Consider the following 18048-nt stretch of genomic DNA (forward strand, 5'->3'; position numbering starts at 1 on the left):
AAGTGTTATTAACCTATCGTGTGAATTTTGATTTAAAGTAATTTCATTTTTAAAAATAATAATTGAACTTAGTTCAAAATAAAGTAGGGTTTTATTAACCTAAGTTGTTATACCACAGTAAAGCATAGAAAACATGCAAGAAAATTACTTAGCAAAATGGCTCAATAATGAACTCTCCGAAGAAGAGTTATCATCGTTTAAAAAATCTGATGAATATGCTTCGTACAAGAGAATTTCAGAGGCTTCACAGCAAATAAAAGCACCTAAATTTGATGTTGACCAGGCTTATTTAACATTCAAGAACAAACAAATGGAAGCTACTGCCAAAGTAGTCCCATTGAATCCATTTAAGCAGTTTTTGCGAATAGCAGCAGTTATAGCAGTCATGTTAGTTGGTTCTTATTTTTATTTGAATTCATTAGATGAATCATTTAATACCGGACTTGCTGAAAGAAATGAGGTTCTGTTGCCAGATAACTCTCAAATTATAATGAATTCTGATTCAAAAGTTTCTTACAGCGAAAAAAATTGGGATAAAGAAAGAGCAGTTGCATTAGAGGGAGAAGCTTTCTTTAAAGTTGCTAAAGGAAAAAAATTTACTGTAGCCACTTCATCAGGAACAATTGCTGTTTTAGGAACTCAATTCAATGTAGAAAATAGAGATGGTTTTTTTGAAGTAACCTGTTATGAAGGTCTCGTTAGAGTTACTTATAACGGTAAAGATAAAAAATTACCCGCAGGTAGTTCATTTGTAGTAATCAATAATAAAATTCAGAATACCCAGAAGCTACAAGCGGTAGAACCTTCATGGGTGCTGAATGAAAGTTCATTTGTTAGTATTCCCCTTGAATTTGTCTTTGATGAATTTGAAAGACAATTTAATATTAAAGTTGACTTAAAAAACGTTAACACTAATCAACTTTTTACAGGCTCATTTAGCAACACGGATTTACAAATAGCGTTAGAAAGTATAAGTACCCCTTCACAGATTAGTTATAAATTAGGTGAAGATAATGTGCTTTTCTATGCTGAGAACACTCCGTAATTATATTTTCTTTCTGTTTTTGGGTTTAATTCTTTTAACCCCATTAACACCAATTATTGCTCAGAAAAATGAACCAGTTGAGCTAAAAGTGTTCTTGAAAACGCTTGAGGAAAAATATGCTATAAAGTTTTCTTTTGTTGATGAAACAATTGATAACGTTTTTATTCAACCATCAATTTACGGTAATCTTAGCCAGAACTTAGAGTCCATTAGGTCTCAAACCCAACTAAAAGTTGAAAAGTTAGATGATCGTTATTATGCGATTTCAAAAAGTCTTTACATTGACCTTTGCGGTAAGGTTCTTGATAATTTTGCTGAGAACACAGTTTCCGGGGCCACAATTGAAGTAATGGGCGAGGATATAGCCATAATCACCAATATTGATGGTTCATTTCAAATATCAAAAGTACCTAAAGATGCTTCTTTAAAAATTCGGTATTTAGGGTATATCACAAAATACATTTCAGTAAACGATTTAGCAGATAACAAAGACTGTTCTACTATTCTTTTAGCCCAGAATTATGAAAAGCTAGATGAAGTAGTTGTTTACGAATTCTTAACTTCTGGAATTATAAAACAAGAAGATGCAAGCATCACTTTAAATACTGCCGAACTCGGTGTTCTACCTGGTTTAATTGAGCCTGATGTTTTGCAAAGTATTCAAGCTTTACCAGGTATTAAAAGTATCGATGAAACTGTCTCTGATATTAATGTTCGAGGCGGCACCAACGACCAAAATCTCACCTTATGGAATGGTATTAAGATGTATCAATCCGGTCATTTTTTTGGGTTAATTTCTGCTTTTAACCCCTATTTAACAGATAAAATAACTGTTTACAAGAATGGTACACCTGCTCAATATGGTGATGGTGTTAGTAGTGTTATTAGTATGGAAACAAAGAATGAGATAGACGGTGTTCTTTTAGGTGGAGCAGGTTTCAATTTTATTAGTGGTGATGTGTTTGGTCAAATACCATTAAAAGATAATCTTGCCTTTCAATTTTCAGCACGCCGATCTACAACTGACTTTTTAAATACTCCTGTTTATGATAGTTTCACAAATAGAGCTTTTCAAGACACCGAGGTCAGAAATGAACAAAATCAAGCAATTGACGAAGGCCTTACGAGAGACGAAAAGTTCTTTTTCTACGATTTTACGGGAAAGCTACTCTATGATATTAATTCCAATCATAAATTACGATTGAGTTTTATTGGTATTGATAATGATCTGGATTTTTCAGAAACAGATATTGAAGTAAATGAAACTTCAAGAAGTTTTTTAGACCAAACCAACTTTTCGGCCGGTTTGAAACTAAAAAGTCAATGGTGGGAAAACTTTACTTCTGATTTAAACATTTATTTTTCAAAGTATAATTTAGATGCTCAAAGCTTTCTTCCTAATCAGATTCAGCGCCTAAACCAAACCAATATTGTAGAAGAAAGAGCATTAAAATTGAATACCAATTTTAAAATTTCACAAGCCATTATATGGCAAAATGGTTATCAGTATATAGAAACAGGAATTACAAACAACATTTTTAATACTGAACCATCGTTCAACCTTAAATCTAAAGGGGTAATAAGAATTCACGCTCCATTTACACAACTAAAATATAGTACAATGGAGGAGAAATTCATAGCTAGTGGTGGTGTCAGAATGAACTACATTGAAAATCTTGGTACTTTTTCCAAAATATTGATTGAACCTAGAATTAACTTAAACTTTAGAATGGCCAATAACCTTAGAGCACAACTTTTAGGGGAATTTAAAAGCCAATCTACAAATCAGGTTATTGATTTGGAACAAAACTTTTTAGGTATTGAAAAACGGCGTTGGACTCTCTCTAATGAAGATGATTTACCAATTACAAAAAGTCAACAAGGATCTGTTGGTCTAAATTACTCCAAAAATGCACTTTATCTAGGTCTAGAAGGTTTCTATAAAAAGGTAGATGGTATAAGTACTAGAACTCAAGGTTTTCAGAATGAAAATCAGTTTGATGGCGAAATAGGAAGTTATGAAATTAAAGGTTTAGAATTTTTAATCAACAAAAAAGGCGATAATTATAGTACTTGGTTGAGTTATACATTGAATACGAATAATTACACTTTTGATAGCATTGTGCCTAATACATTTCCTAACAATCTTGATGTAAGGCACACCATTACTTTCGCTAGCACATATACCATCAACAAACTTAAATTAGGTTTCGGGATTAACTATAGAACTGGAAAACCCTATACAGAACCAATAACATCAAACGCAATTGATAATAACTTTTTTCCTTCAAGAATTATTTATCAAGAACCAAATATGAATCGCCTACCTGATTATCTTAGAGCTGATGCTTCTGCAATTTATGAATGGAATCTTAACCGACGAACTAAAGCAAAAATTGGTGTTTCATTATTGAATATTACCAATAAAAAGAATGTCTTGAATAGATATTACAGGATTGCAGAAGATACTAGCTCGATTGAAGCGGTAGAAAATACCTCATTAGGGATTACTCCAAATTTAAGCTGTAGAATTAGTTTTTAACTTTTTCAAGTCTTGACATTACAATGACATGCGGAAATGTTATTGCTGCAAGGAAGTAAATCAAAATAGAAACGAAAAATTCACTATCATCTTTAAAAATAAAATAAAGTACTACTAAACCGATTAGCGAGCTAAGCCAATAAATCCAAGAAGATTTCAGATATTTCTTTATGCCCTTAACTTCGGCCTTGCCATGAAGCAGTTCTATTTGATCCTTTAGAGAAGGTATACTATGCCATAAAACAAAATAAATAGAGAAAGCCCATAATAAATCAGCCACCCTAAAAACCAACATTAATACTAATAGCTGAAATATCTCTTCAACCAAGTTAACCCTAATCTGTTTTTTTAGCATCAATGAAGTAAAAGTGATTACTAAACCAATAACGGCAATAACAAAGGTTATTTCAAAAAATGATTTGGGAATCGGTAACTCGGTAACTTCTAAAAAAATTGGAAGAGTTTTGTTTATATTAAAATTAAATATCATAAACAAAATGGTTAAACCGTAAAAAAAGTACGCCATTTTAGATAACAATGATTCCTCTTTAATCTTTTCTCTTAAGTGTTGCTCTCCAAAATGAAAACTGCTTATGACTAAAAACAAGAATAGCGCTAGCGCTGGATATATAAAGAATACTGCTAAAATTACAAGAACGGTAAGCACATAGTAGACTAAAACTTTATTGAAACTCAGGCTTTTATTTTTTTTAAATGAAGTTATTCTTATTAAGGTAAGATCATTTGCACCATGTAAAACACCCACCGATAAAATAACACCATAGGCTAATGCTTGCTGAACTTCTTCGTTAAACATAGTCGAAATCCAGAGACTAAAAAAAGTTAATACAATAAGCCAATTTTTCATTTTAGCAAAAATATATACTTGTGTTTAAATATATGACAAAATTATTAAACATTTTTTATGGTATTGTGTTTAATTATTATTACTTTTATCTTAAACAAAATTAATTAACTCTTATTTATATGAAAACGTTTTTATTAAGTATGCCTCTTTGGGCTGATGTTTCAAAAATCGCGACTGACGATTATGTTGGTTTCACATTCTTTGTTGGATGTATGGCAATGATGGCAGCTTCTGCCTTTTTCTTTTTATCAATGAATGATTTTGATAAAAAATGGAAAACCTCAATTTTAGTTTCTGGTTTAATTACATTTATCGCAGCAGTGCACTACTGGTACATGAGAGACTATTGGGCTGGAGTTGGTGAATCTCCTACTTTTTTCCGTTATGTTGATTGGGTACTTACAGTTCCATTAATGTGCGTTGAGTTCTACCTTATATTGAAGGTTGCAGGTGCTAAAAAATCCTTAATGTGGAGATTAATTGCGGCTTCGGTTGTTATGCTTGTAACAGGGTACTTTGGTGAAGCAGTATACACTACAGGTTCAGGTCCAGCAGTTTGGGGTCTTTTCTCTGGTATAGCTTATTTCTATATTGTATATGAAATTTGGTTTGGCGGTGCTAAAAAATTAGCTGAATCAGCTGGTGGAGCAGTTTTAAAAGCTCATAAAACACTATGCTGGTTTGTACTAGTTGGTTGGGCGATTTACCCACTCGGTTATATGGCAGGTACTGAAGGCTGGTATGATGGGGTAGCAAACTTAGGCCTTAACATGGATGTTATTTACAATATAGGTGATGCTATTAACAAAATAGGATTTGGTCTTGTAGTTTATGGCGCAGCCGTTGCAGCCCGTAATAATGACTAATTCTATATTTTTAGTTGGTTACTAAATGAAAGCCCCGACGTAAGTTGGGGCTTTTGTATTATAAAAACCTAGCTACCTTTTAAAAAACTAATGTTGTACATTTTCTCTAAAACATTATAAAGACTATGGTTTCTGCTTTTCAAATCTCTTGGTGTTTCAACAAAATGCTCGGAAATCACTGCTAAAAATTCAAAAGAATTAGCACTGGCATAAGTTCTAAAATAATCGTCTTTAAGCAGTTTACTCATGAGTTTCTCATCCGAATGAATAGTTTTTAATTTTCTAAAACCCCATTGAAAACGAAGTGCTTCCCACGAACTTTTACCCGTAGTTTCAAAATAAAGAGCATGAGCGAACTCATGAATCGCTAAATTCAAATTATCTGAGGCGTCTTCAAACCCTTCCGTTAAGGTATCAGCTGCAAAAGCAAGAGCTTTCATTCCTGGATTATACTCACCTAAATGGTATTGTTTATTAAACCTTGAATAATAATCCGTAGGATGAATCACAATTCTACGAATTGTTCTTATGAATTTATAACTCCGAAACCCCAAGGTAAGTAGCATACCAGCTGCACTTATCAAAAGAATTATTTCTTCCCTATTAACCACTTCAGACTTAAAAGAAAAAGTTTTTTTAGTTTTAAACCAAGCTACCCTTTTGTAAAATTTTTCTTTTTTACTAACACTTAAATACTTGAGGCTTGGTATGTGTTTCTCAAGAAGTCGTTTCTCATATGATTTTAAAGGCAACGGTCTTAAAAAAGGATTCAAATCGTATAACCCAATTGCATAATAAATTAAGTATAGAAAGTACACAACTATGAAAAAGAGAAAGCCCAGTGCAAATATGTTAATTTCCGAATCTTCCAAAATTACATACGCTCTGGTACTTCAACACCTAATAAATAAAATGCATTTTGAATAATTTCTCCTACTTTTTTAGATAAACAAATTCTAAAATTCTTCTTTTGATCATCAAGCTCACCTAGAATTGAAACTTGTTGGTAGAATGAATTAAATTCTTTTACTAAATCGTATGTATAATTAGCCACAATTGCCGGACTATAATTCTCAGCAGCTAATTGCACTACATTTGGAAATTGTTGGACTTGTTTTAATAATTCCTTTTCTTTTTCATGAAGTGTCAAAGATGAACCTATGGAATCAGAATTAATTGTTTCAGCCTTGCGCAGTATTGATTGAATACGTGCATAGGTGTATTGAATAAAAGGCCCTGTGTTTCCTTGAAAATCTACAGACTCTTCTGGGTTAAAAAGAATTCGTTTCTTAGGGTCAACTTTAAGAATGTAATATTTTAAAGCCCCCAAGCCGATTGTTTTGTAAAGTGCTTCTTTTTCTTTGTTTGAATACCCTTCTAACTTTCCTAATTCTTGTGAAATTGAAGCGGCAGTAGCGGTCATATTTTCCATTAAATCATCCGCATCAACTACTGTTCCTTCTCGACTTTTCATTTTACCAGATGGTAAATCAACCATTCCATAACTTAAATGATATAGCTTTTCAGCCCATGAATAACCTAACTTCTTTAGTATTAAAAAAAGTACTTTAAAATGATAATCTTGCTCGTTACCAACAGTATAAACCATACCATTTATATCAGAAAAATCAGTAACACGTTGAATTGCGGTTCCAATATCCTGTGTCATGTAAACAGCTGTTCCATCAGATCTCAATACAATTTTTTCGTCTAATCCTTCATCTGTCAAATCAATCCAAACGCTTCCATCTTCTTTTTTAAAAAAGATTCCTTTTTCCAGTCCATTTTTAACAACATCACGGCCTAGAAGATAAGTATCACTTTCATAATACAGCTGATCAAAATCAACTCCCATATTTTTATAAGTAATATCAAAACCAGCATAGACCCATCCATTCATTTTTCTCCATAGTGAAACCACTTCATCGTCACCGGCCTCCCACTTTCTTAGCATTTGTTGAGCTTCAACTAGTATGGGAGCTTCTTTCTCTGCAGCATCTTTCTCTCTACCTTTGGCAACTAAATCTTGAACTTGACCTTTATATGCTTTATCAAAAGCCACATAATATTTACCTACTAAATGGTCACCTTTCAATCCTGAAGACTCTGGGGTTTCACCACCTCCGAACTTTTGCCAAGCCAACATACTTTTGCAAATATGAATACCACGATCATTAATGATTTGGGTTTTATAGACCTTATGACCTGCAGCTTTCAAAATTTCAGCTACAGAATATCCTAAAAGGTTATTTCTTATATGACCTAAATGCAGTGGTTTATTGGTGTTTGGAGAAGAATACTCCACCATTATGGCGTCTTTAGAATCGGGCTTAGCGTACCCATAATCTGTAGAAGCAACAATATTTGTGAAAAAATCCAAGTAATAGCTATCGGCTATAACTAAATTCAAAAACCCTTTAACGACATTAAAATCTGAAACTTGACTAACGTTGGTTTTAAGATATTCGCCAAGCTGAGTTCCAATTTGAACCGGGTTACCCTTAATTACTCTTAACATTGGAAAAACTACAATAGTGACATCACCTTCAAAGTCTTTTCGAGTAGGCTGAAATTCAACCGAAGGTAGTTCAGTATCAAACAATGAAACAACTGCTTCTTTTACCTGCTCTTCTAATATCTGCTCTAACGCCATTAAAATGTAATTTTCAAGGAGCAAAACTACGTTATTTTAACCTTTTTAGATAAGATTAAGAGTGTTGAAAGTAATAAAGAGTTGTATTTCATTAATTTTAATTATGCTTTTAAATGTTTCGTACAACGACAAAAAAATAACTTCAAAGATTGATAATGAAGTTGGTAAACCATTCACTCTTAAAGAAAGATTTAAGCTAGGAGGTATTGGCTCACCCAAATTAGAAATTAAAGAAACAAGTGTTGAAATCAGAAACTTATTGATTTTAGATAATAATGCTAATATCTGCAACATAGAAATAAGACCGAAAGGAATTATCGTCGGATTTCGTTCCCTTCTCGAATCCTACGCTCTTGTAATCCCCTTTTACAAATTGACCATTTATAAAGGTGATTTTGCGATTTACTCCATTTATAAAGACAGCTATTTTATCAAGGTAAAGTCTGACACAAAAGCCATTCAAAAATTCTTTAGAAAACTGTTAGATTATAAAGCAGATAACGCTCCAACTTCAATAGAAGATTTATGAAAATTCTACTAACAGGAGCAAATGGCTATATTGGCATGCGCTTATTACCACAATTATTAGACGCTGGTCACAATGTAGTTTGTGCCGTAAGAGACGAAAAACGATTATCAATAGATATTAAAACCCGTAAAAGAGTAGAGGTTATTGAAATTGATTTTCTAGATACTTCTCAAGAAAATAATATGCCTGCTGATATTGATTACGCCTACTACCTGATACATTCAATGACATCTTCACTAACCGATTTTGATAAAAAAGAGGCTCAAGCCGCAAAAAACTTTAACAAATGGGTTGAAAAATGCAATTTAAAGCAGGTGATTTATCTCAGTGGTATAGTCAATGATGAGAAACTTTCCAAACACCTATCTTCTCGAAAAAATGTCGAAGACATATTGTATAAAGGCCATTTTAACTTATCGGTTTTGCGTGCGGGCATTATTGTTGGGTCAGGAAGCTCTTCATTTGAAATCATACGTGATTTATGCGAAAAATTACCTTTTATGATAACTCCTAAATGGGTTTTGACTAAATCTCAACCCATAGCCATACGTGATGTGATTAAATTCTTAACAGGTGTTCTAGGCAACTCCAAAACCTATGGTGAGTCCTATGATATTGGAGGACCTGATATTCTTACCTATAAACAAATGTTACACAAATACGCCAAGGTACGTGGCTTTAAAAACTGGATATATACAGTACCAATCATGACGCCTAAACTCTCTTCATACTGGTTGTATTTTGTTACGTCAACTTCTTATAAACTGGCAATGAATCTAGTTTCTAGTATGAAAATGGAAGTTGTAGCCCGAGATAATAAACTTCAACAATTACTAAATATTAAAACCCACACCTATGAGGAAGCAATTGCGATGGCCTTTAAAAAAATTGAACAAAACCTTGTAATAAGCAGTTGGAAGGATAGTGTCGTAAGTGGGCAGTTAGACCAAAACCTTGAAAAATATGTTCAAGTTCCAAAATTTGGGGTTTTAAAAGATGAGAAAAAAATAAAAGTTGAAAAACCTCAACATGTTTTAAATAATATTTGGAGCATTGGAGGTGCAACTGGCTGGTATTATGGTAATTGGCTTTGGAAAATTAGAGGTTTTTTAGATAAACTTAATGGTGGTCCAGGACTAAGGCGAGGTAGAACTAACGCAGATAAAATATTTCCTGGTGATGCTCTTGATTTTTGGAGAGTTCTTTTAGCTGATAAAACAGGTAAACGTTTACTATTATTTGCCGAAATGAAACTACCAGGAGAAGCTTGGCTAGAATTCAAAATTGACAAAGACAATGTTTTGCATCAAACTGCAACTTTTAGGCCAAAGGGGCTGAGAGGACGACTATATTGGTATAGTATTTTACCATTTCATTGGTTTATTTTTGGAGGCATGATTAGAAATATTGCCAAAACATAAATATAGCCATGAAACAAATATTTACATAAATCGTCATGGGTTAGGCAACCCTATCAATAAAATATGCGTTTTCTTTATAAGTAATCATCATCAAAAACATCATATGACCTTCAAATTTCAATCAATTATTTTCATTATCCTTTTTTTTTCTTTTCACATAGTTTCAGCACAAACATTTAGTTCTAAAATTGTTGATGGAAAAACCAAAAAAGCTATTCCATATGCCACTATACAGTATGGTGAAAACCAAGGAGTAATAACTAATGAGGAAGGTAAATTTAGTTTTACCCTGAATGAAGATACCACACCTTTAGATTCTATTTATATCTCTAGTATGGGTTATCTACAAACAGGTTTCACCTTAGACCAACTTAATGATAGTATTCTTTTCATAACTCCAAAAGCAATTGAATTAAGCGGAGTCTACTTATTTGACAAAGAACTTGGCGCTAATGAAATTATAGAAAAAATGATTGAGGGATTACCAAAAAATGTAAATAAAGCTCCAATTAAACAAAGGTTTTTCTTACGTCAGTCTGTTTTTGGCAACATTCAAAAAGTTGATTTTGGCTTCGAAAAGTCTTCTATTGAAGAACTTGATAAAACCTTTGTTGATAGCCTAAGCGCAGCTATTCCAAAATATTCATACCATTACACCGAAAGTCTTGGAGACTTTTACACAAATGATTCTAAAAACAAAATTGACATTTTAAAAGCGGCTGAACTTTATGACAAAAAAGATGTTGCTTCATTTGAAGATTTTAGTAAAAAAATGAAAAACATCTTTGAAAACAACATAAAAACAGATTCTTATTTAAAGATTAAATCTGGAATTTTCAGTGAGAAAGTCCAAGTAGATTCTATCATGTCTGATTTTGAAGCCGAAGAAGCAGCACAAATTGAAAGGGAAATGGAAAATGATACCGTTTCAAATTTAATAGATAGCCAAAAATATATTTTCGATGAATTATTAGGTGAACTATATCATCAAGAAGACACCAAATTAAATGTGGTAGACAAATACAGAAAATATAATTTCGAATTAGTTGGATACTCTGACATTGAGGAACAAGGAGTTTATATTATTGATTTTGAACCAAAAGGCGGTGCAGATTTTCGTGGACGTCTTTTTATTAATATTGAAGATTTCGCGGTAATGCGAGTCGATTTTGAAAATCTTAAAAACCTAAGAAATTTTAGGTTACTGGGTATTTTCTACAGAGAAATAATTTATAAAGGATCAATGCAATTTTCAAAATTATCTAACGGCAGTTATGACCTCAAATTTGTGGACTTTACATTTGGTCGTTGGTTTAGAATTGATCGTCCTTTAGATATAATTGAAAAAAACAAAAACGTTAAAGGCCGAAGAAAGCAAAACGAATTAAAGCTAAATATCGACTTTAGAATGACAAACACCAATAAATGGGAACTAGTAATTTTTGAAAATGAATTAATTGAACCCTCACAATTTGATGCATTCAAAGAAAATAAACGTGTAAAAGCTACTTATCTAGCTAGGTATGATCCAGATTTTTGGAAAGGTTATAATATCATGGAGCCAAATCAGGCTATCAGAGAGTTTACCGTAACTGAAAGCAAGTAAATTTATAGTACTTTCTACACAAGTTTTTTAAAAAAAATGAGTTATAGAATAGCAATTCCCTAATTGTTATTCATGAATTTAAGAAAGCAATTTATTTTCTTGTTTTTATTAAGCTGCTTTTCTTTATGCGCTCAGCGCTATTCTGCAACTATTATTGACTCCGAAACTAAATACTCAATCCCCTATGCCACAGTTCAATACGGTGATGACTTGGGTACTATTACAAATGAAAACGGTGAGTTTAGTTTTCATTTAGGTAGAACGGTAGCGCCTTTAGACTCAGTTTATGTTTCTTGTATGGGTTACGGTAAAAGTGCTTTCACCTATTCAGAATTAGCTAAAGACACCCTACAACTGCATGCAAAATCACTAGAATTAGTTGGTGTCGAATTAGTCGGCCAAGGTCTCACAGCAGAAGAAATTGTGGAACGTATGAAAATTCAGGTACCTGACAATTATCAAACTCTTCCTGTTCAAAAACGATTTTTTCTAAGGCAGTCAACCAATGATAAAATCGAAAGGGCTGAATTAAAACTTGTTTCATCAAGTATTGACAGAATAAATCAGCTTTTGCTAGATAGTATTACCAAGGCCTTGCCAAAAAAATCAGAATACCACACTGAAACTCTTGGAGAACTCTATAAAAAACAAGACAGTATAAAACTGATTGTAACAAAGGCCGCTGAATTATATGATTTAGAAAATCAAGCAACTTTTGAAGCTCTTGGAGGGCGATTAGAAAACATTATTAAAAAACATACTAAATCAGACTCTTATTTTAAGATTAAAACAGGTCCGATATCATCAAAATATCAGTTTAATAATGGGCCTAATTCAATTTTGAAAGATGGTAAGAATGATATTGAATTAAAAAAACTTACCCAACGCAATTTTATAAGTAAGAGAAAGGAACGTTTAAGGCTAATTGAAACCCAGGTTTTTGGTAAAAAATCACGTTTAGATGTAATTAGCAAGTCAAACCGTTACATCTTCACTCTTCAAAACACCATTAAAACGAGCGAGAATAATCGTCAATATATTATTTCTTTCGCTCCAAAAAAGTATGCAGCACTTAACGGTAAGCTCTATATAAATACTGATGATTTTGCCTTGACAAGAATAGAATATACTAACGAGAAACCTATAAAACCTTTAAAATTATTGGGAGTACATTATGAAGAAACACTCTATAAAGGAGTAGCGGTATACTCTAAAATGAATAATGGTAAATATGAACTTACTTTCTCCAAATTGAGTCATAATCAGTACTTAAATGCTGAACGCCCTTTAAAAATTGTAGAGAAGAACAAAAACACAAAAGGCAGACGCCAACAAAATGAAATAGTATTAGAGCTTTACTACACCTCTAAAAATGAACACACGTTCGAGTGGGTCGCTTTTGAAAGAAAAGGGTCTAGTGAAGCGGCATTTAACAAACTGCCTGATAATTCAACTACTGAATTAACTTACTTATCTAAATACGAACCCAATTTCTGGGAGGGTCATACTATAATAGAACCAAACGAAGCAATCAAATCTTTTGAAGCAACTTCGACTAATTAGCTTTTGGTAAAAATACCTCAGCCATCATACATCTCGCACTACCTCCGCCACATGTTTCAATTGTTTCTAAGGTACTATGGATTATTTCACAATGTTTTTCAATAGCATTTATTTGGTCTTTTCGTAAAGAATAATAAGCAGCAGAACTCATGACCATAAATCGTTTTTCTTGTGCACCAATAACTTGAAGCATGTTACCTGCAAATTGGTGCATTTGTGCTTCACTAATGGTAATAATTTCTTTCTTGGCTTGTTTTAAATGATCAACAACATTTTTACGTTCTTTCTTATCATCAATAGTGTCTAAACAAATTACGGCAAAAGTCTGTGCCATGGCCATCATTACATTGGTATGATAAATGGGCAATCGTTTGCCCTCAACAGTTTGATTAGCAGTAAAGATTACTGGAAAAGAATTAAAATCTTCACAGAACTCTATAAACAATTCTTCGTGCGCTCTTTCTGATAAGGCGCAATAGGCCTTTTGATTAACTCTATCTTTTAAGATACTGCCTGTACCCTCTAAAAAGAAGCCTTCTTCTTCTGCAGAAGTATAATCAACAATATTATCAATACGAAAACCATTTTCTTCAAGAATATCAAATATGTCCTCACGACGTTCTCTTCTTCTATTCTCAGCGAACATAGGATAAACCACAACGGTTCCACTTTCATGAAAAGAAACCCAATTATTTGGGAAAATTGAGTCAGGAGTATCGGTTTCTAATTTATCATCTACCACAATTACATTAACACCACGCTTACGCAAAATTTCAACAAAATCATCAAACTCATTTTGGGCCTTTAGGTTTATAGACGTGTTAGTTATCTCTAATTCTTCTTGAAAATAATTGTTCACGGCAGTCTGCTCATTCATACGAAAAGCCACAGGACGAATCATTAAAATTGTATTGGTGATTTGCATTCTTATAGTAGGGTTTATTGAACTTCTGATATATTTAAAAACTACAATTTGGTTTAGGTTTTATTCTCTAATTAATGGTAATGTACTGCAACGAAGCAGTCCTTCTTGTTTGGCAATTTCTGCATACGGAATTTCTTCGACAGTAAATCCTTGTTCTCTCAACCAATTATTGAGTCTTGTAAAGTTTTTTTCCGATACTACCACCTGAGGTGAGATAGAAAAAACATTACTAAACATCTGATACATCTCTTCTGACGATATCTCGAATATATTTTCCTCGCCAAAATACTCTACTAGCCATTGATATTCTTCATCAATCAAAAAACCATTCTTATGTAAAATCGCCTTATTATTACCGATAGGTTGAAAACAACAATCTAAATGCAAGGCATTCTCTTTTGCATTAGTATTTGATTTTCTAAGCTCAAAAGACTTTATTTTTTTATTTGGAAACTGAGCTTTTAAAAATTCAACTGCTTCTTTATTGGTTCTAGCAGTTATATAATCTGGGTAATCTTTCCCTGTGTAAGTTCCAACAAAAATATATTCATTCCATGGCATTACATCACCTCCTTCAACATGAACCTCTTCAGGTGGATAAATAATTTTATCTGGACTTATTTGGTCAACAACATGTTTAATGGCCTGAAACTCTTCTTCTCTATCAGGTAAAATATTCGCATGAATCAAAACATCATCTATAACAAATGCTATATCTCTAGAAAAAATCTGATTGCAATTTTTTAATACAGAAGGTCTAAAAACTTGAACATTATGTTTTTCTAGAGCTTTGACAAAAGCATTCATCTCTTCTATCATATCTGACTCTAAAGGATATGTGCCAGCCAATATATGCTCTAATGATTTTGGGTCGTAGGCTTCTTCAAGTTTAGGTACAGGACCACAACTTTCAGCAGTACCTAACACAACAACCCTTAATCTTGCAGTTTCATTTTTAATATTTAATTGATGCATATTTTTAATTACTTAAATATTATATCCAAAAAAAGCCCTTTCAGTGAACTAAAAGAGCTTTTTGTTTTTTATTAAGGTAGCAATCTACCTTTTATCAACTTCGACAAAAGAGCGCAGATTTTCACCTGTATATATCTGTCTTGGTCTACCAATAGGTTCACCTTTCAATCGCATTTCTCTCCATTGAGCAATCCATCCAGGCAATCGTCCTAATGCAAACATTACGGTAAACATTTCAGTAGGTATGCCTAAAGCTCTATAAATAATACCAGAGTAAAAATCAACGTTAGGATATAACTTACGTTTTACAAAGTATTCATCTTCCAAAGCCTCTTTTTCAAGTCCTTTAGCAATCTCTAGAATCGGGTCTTCAATGCCTAAACTACTCAAAACCTCGTCTGCAGATTTCTTAATAATTTTTGCTCGCGGGTCAAAATTCTTATATACTCTATGTCCAAAGCCCATCAATCTGAATGGGTCGTTTTTATCTTTGGCCTTGGCCATATATTTCTTGGTATCTCCTCCATCAGCTTCAATTGCCTCAAGCATTTCTAAAACCGCTTGATTAGCACCACCATGCAAAGGACCCCATAAAGCAGAAATACCTGCAGATAAAGAAGCGAATAACCCGGCATGAGATGATCCAACTATTCTAACAGTTGAAGTAGAACAATTTTGTTCGTGATCCGCATGTAAAATCAATAATTTATCAAGAGCCTCTATTACAATTGGATTCTTTTTGTATTCTTGATTAGGTTTTTTGAACATCATTTTATGAATGTTCTCCACATAACCCAAAGTATCATCTCCATAATCTAATGGTAACCCCTTTTTCTTTCGTTGGGCCCAAGCTACTAAAACAGGAAACTTCGCTAAAATTCTTACAATTGAATGGTACATTGCTTTTTCTGAAGATATATCAACAGAAACTGGATTAAAAGCAACCAAAGCACTAGTTAAAGAAGATAAAACACCCATTGGGTGGGCGGACTTTGGAAAACCATCCAAAATCTTTTTCATTTCTTCATCTACTTGAGATTCTTCTTTAATATCATTATGAAAAGTCTCCAATTGTTCCTTATTGGGTAACTCCCCAAAAATCAATAAATACGCTACTTCAAGAAAATCTGCTTTTTCAGCTAATTCTTCTATGGAATAGCCACGATAACGTAGAATTCCTTTCTCACCGTCTAAAAAGGTTATAGCACTTTCACAGGAACCAGTATTTTTATATCCTGGGTCAATAGTCACAATCCCACTTTCGGCACGGAGTGTTTTAATATCAATTGCCAACTCACCTTCTGTTCCCTTAATTACTGGGAATTCATATTTTTTTCCTTCAAATTCTAACGTTGCAGTATCGGACATTTATTTCAATTGTATTTTAAAAATAGGAATGCAAATTTACGAAAAATGAAAGGTATTAACAATTTAAAATACAATATTGGATTATTCTTAACAAAATTGAAACATAAGTGAAAATAACCTACAATTTATACAATAAGTCGTAGTACTTCTTCACAGATTTTTCCCAGGTGAACCTTGCCTTTTTTGCGTTTGATTGAATTTTATTCCAAGTAGGTTTATCATTAACAAATATGTCTAAAGCCACATCGAATGATGTCAGCATATTTGCAATCTTTTCATCATAGGTTTTACCATCAAACCCGAAACCAGTTTTCATATGTTTTACAGTATCTATTAATCCACCCGTATGATGAACTAAACAAGGGTTTCCATTGCGCATTGAAAGCATTTGACTAATACCACATGGTTCAAAAAGACTTGGCATAAAATACAGATCTGACTCTAGATACATTGAGTCAATAAGACTTTCGGATTGGCCGTTCGTAAAGATGAAGTTCTTATGCTTATAACTCATGTTTCTAAATAGTTCTTCATATTCAGGCGCACCTGTGCCTAATAACATAAAAATACCATCAACTTTCTCAAGCTTATTCAAAATTGCCACAAATGCCTCTGGAGAGCGTTTAAAAAAGTAAAATTTTTGTTCCGTTAAACGAGCTACACTAGATACAATAAACTTAGGCCTATTGCCGACATAATTCATAGTTTTCTCTCCAGTATGAGCTAAAAAGTCAGCCTTATACTTTTTTGATTCTTCTTGAAGCCATCTAAAAAGTGCTTTTACAGTATTGCGATAAATCTGCCCTTTTACCTCTACATTTATATTTTTATAATTACAACCATTCAGAATACCAAACAACCTTTTTTCTTTATTAGCTAATTGTAAATCTAACTCTAAGCCTTCTCCTCCAATAAATTCAGGTGGTGAACTAGGTAACATTACGTCTTTTTTGTATGATGGAGAAACGGTGTGAACGGCGTCTGCAAAACGAATACCAACCGCCATAAGGTTTATACAATCAGTGTATCTATAGTCTTGTAGACTTTCTCGATCATACCTAATATGAGGAAACCAATTGTCTAATGAGGAATAATTATCTTCAAAAGGACGAATACCTTGAATTGCAAGATTATGAATACTATAAATGAACCTAATTTTTTTTAGATTTTCATATGCCAAATCGTACTCTCTTAAAAAAAGTAATAAACTAGAATGCCAATCATGAAGATGAATCACATCTAATTCGCCGAAAGCATTGCGTTTTACAGCCTCAGCAACAGCTGTGCAAAAAATAAAATATTTTATTGCGTCAGTAAAAAACGGTTCTTCAGGGTCATCGTGATAAATATGTGCAATACCACCAGCTTCTATTTCGGGATGATGAATGACATAGTGATGAATATTTTTGATTGTTTTTTTAGGTACAACTTCATATAATTCTGCCGTATAGGTTAAGCCTCTAAGTTCAAAATTTAAAGTTGTTACCAGGATTCCTTTTTGATGTAGTCTACCATAAGAAGGAACAACAATATGCGTAACATCGCCTTTTTCAGCTATTTGCCTTGGCACATCTCTTACCACATCGCCCATACCTCCAGCCTTACAATAGGCAATTGCATCATTTTCTGCGGCTGCAAATAAAAAGTTATTCATTAAAAACAATATTTAAGACTAATAATATACGTT

Annotated in this window: 14 protein-coding genes; 7 read left to right on the forward strand and 7 right to left on the reverse strand. The window is 32.9% G+C overall.

Annotation, left to right across the window (positions count from 1 at the left end; genetic code table 11):
- Positions 1 to 133: 133 nt before the first annotated feature.
- Both RM520_RS12005 and RM520_RS12010 read left to right on the forward strand, forming a co-directional pair.
- On the forward strand, positions 134 to 1045 hold the full coding sequence (locus RM520_RS12005; protein WP_311385922.1) for a FecR family protein: 912 nt from the start codon (positions 134 to 136) through the stop codon (positions 1043 to 1045).
- Complete coding sequence (locus tag RM520_RS12010) at positions 1026 to 3587, forward strand: TonB-dependent receptor (protein WP_311388180.1); 2562 nt, start codon at positions 1026 to 1028, stop codon at positions 3585 to 3587. Before RM520_RS12005 ends, RM520_RS12010 begins: the two co-directional genes overlap by 20 nt.
- Here the strand turns inward: RM520_RS12010 and RM520_RS12015 are convergent.
- Positions 3577 to 4404, reverse strand: a complete 828-nt coding sequence (locus RM520_RS12015) for a Brp/Blh family beta-carotene 15,15'-dioxygenase (protein ID WP_311388181.1) — start codon at positions 4402 to 4404, stop codon at positions 3577 to 3579. The genes RM520_RS12010 and RM520_RS12015 overlap by 11 nt on opposite strands.
- A 170-nt stretch (positions 4405 to 4574) precedes the next feature.
- Between RM520_RS12015 and RM520_RS12020 the strand changes: the two genes are divergently transcribed.
- The gene (locus RM520_RS12020) at positions 4575 to 5321 is read left to right on the forward strand and encodes a bacteriorhodopsin-like (protein WP_311385925.1); all 747 of its coding nucleotides are present in this window, start codon (positions 4575 to 4577) and stop codon (positions 5319 to 5321) included.
- Between the two features lie 68 nt (positions 5322 to 5389).
- On the opposite strand, the gene RM520_RS12025 is transcribed toward RM520_RS12020, so the two are convergent.
- Complete coding sequence (locus RM520_RS12025) at positions 5390 to 6094, reverse strand: zinc-dependent peptidase (protein ID WP_311385926.1); 705 nt, start codon at positions 6092 to 6094, stop codon at positions 5390 to 5392.
- Between the two features lie 101 nt (positions 6095 to 6195).
- The gene (gene argS, locus RM520_RS12030) at positions 6196 to 7974 is read right to left on the reverse strand and encodes an arginine--tRNA ligase (protein WP_311388182.1); all 1779 of its coding nucleotides are present in this window, start codon (positions 7972 to 7974) and stop codon (positions 6196 to 6198) included.
- A 103-nt stretch (positions 7975 to 8077) separates the two neighbouring features.
- Between argS and RM520_RS12035 the strand changes: the two genes are divergently transcribed.
- The 4 genes from RM520_RS12035 (at position 8078) to RM520_RS12050 (ending at position 13093) form a co-directional block, all read left to right on the forward strand.
- Positions 8078 to 8503 carry a hypothetical protein gene (locus RM520_RS12035; RefSeq protein ID WP_311388183.1) on the forward strand — a complete coding sequence of 142 codons (426 nt, stop codon included), beginning with the start codon at positions 8078 to 8080 and terminating at the stop codon, positions 8501 to 8503.
- Positions 8500 to 9924 (forward strand): SDR family oxidoreductase, encoded by a 1425-nt coding sequence (locus RM520_RS12040; RefSeq protein WP_311388184.1) that lies wholly within the window; start codon positions 8500 to 8502, stop codon positions 9922 to 9924. Before RM520_RS12035 ends, RM520_RS12040 begins: the two co-directional genes overlap by 4 nt.
- A 103-nt stretch (positions 9925 to 10027) precedes the next feature.
- Positions 10028 to 11530: a peptidase associated/transthyretin-like domain-containing protein gene (locus RM520_RS12045; protein WP_311388185.1), complete on the forward strand. Its 1503-nt coding sequence runs from the start codon at positions 10028 to 10030 to the stop codon at positions 11528 to 11530.
- A gap of 72 nt (positions 11531 to 11602) precedes the next feature.
- Positions 11603 to 13093 (forward strand): peptidase associated/transthyretin-like domain-containing protein, encoded by a 1491-nt coding sequence (locus tag RM520_RS12050; RefSeq protein WP_311388186.1) that lies wholly within the window; start codon positions 11603 to 11605, stop codon positions 13091 to 13093.
- Here RM520_RS12050 and ctlX read toward each other — a convergent pair.
- The 4 genes from ctlX to RM520_RS12070 form a co-directional block, all read right to left on the reverse strand.
- The gene (ctlX, locus tag RM520_RS12055) at positions 13086 to 14018 is read right to left on the reverse strand and encodes a citrulline utilization hydrolase CtlX (protein WP_311388187.1); all 933 of its coding nucleotides are present in this window, start codon (positions 14016 to 14018) and stop codon (positions 13086 to 13088) included. The two genes, RM520_RS12050 and ctlX, sit on opposite strands and share 8 nt — an antisense overlap.
- A 60-nt stretch (positions 14019 to 14078) precedes the next feature.
- The gene (locus RM520_RS12060; protein WP_311388188.1) at positions 14079 to 14993 is read right to left on the reverse strand and encodes a dimethylarginine dimethylaminohydrolase family protein; all 915 of its coding nucleotides are present in this window, start codon (positions 14991 to 14993) and stop codon (positions 14079 to 14081) included.
- A gap of 84 nt (positions 14994 to 15077) precedes the next feature.
- Positions 15078 to 16361: a citrate synthase gene (locus RM520_RS12065; RefSeq protein ID WP_311385934.1), complete on the reverse strand. Its 1284-nt coding sequence runs from the start codon at positions 16359 to 16361 to the stop codon at positions 15078 to 15080.
- 118 nt (positions 16362 to 16479) lie between these two features.
- Entirely contained in the window at positions 16480 to 18015 is a 1536-nt protein-coding gene (locus tag RM520_RS12070; RefSeq protein WP_311385935.1) for a glycogen synthase, read from the reverse strand.
- Positions 18016 to 18048: the final 33 nt, after the last annotated feature.

The organism is Croceitalea vernalis (genome assembly GCF_031846405.1).
GTDB classification, from domain to species: Bacteria; Bacteroidota; Bacteroidia; order Flavobacteriales; family Flavobacteriaceae; genus Croceitalea; species Croceitalea vernalis.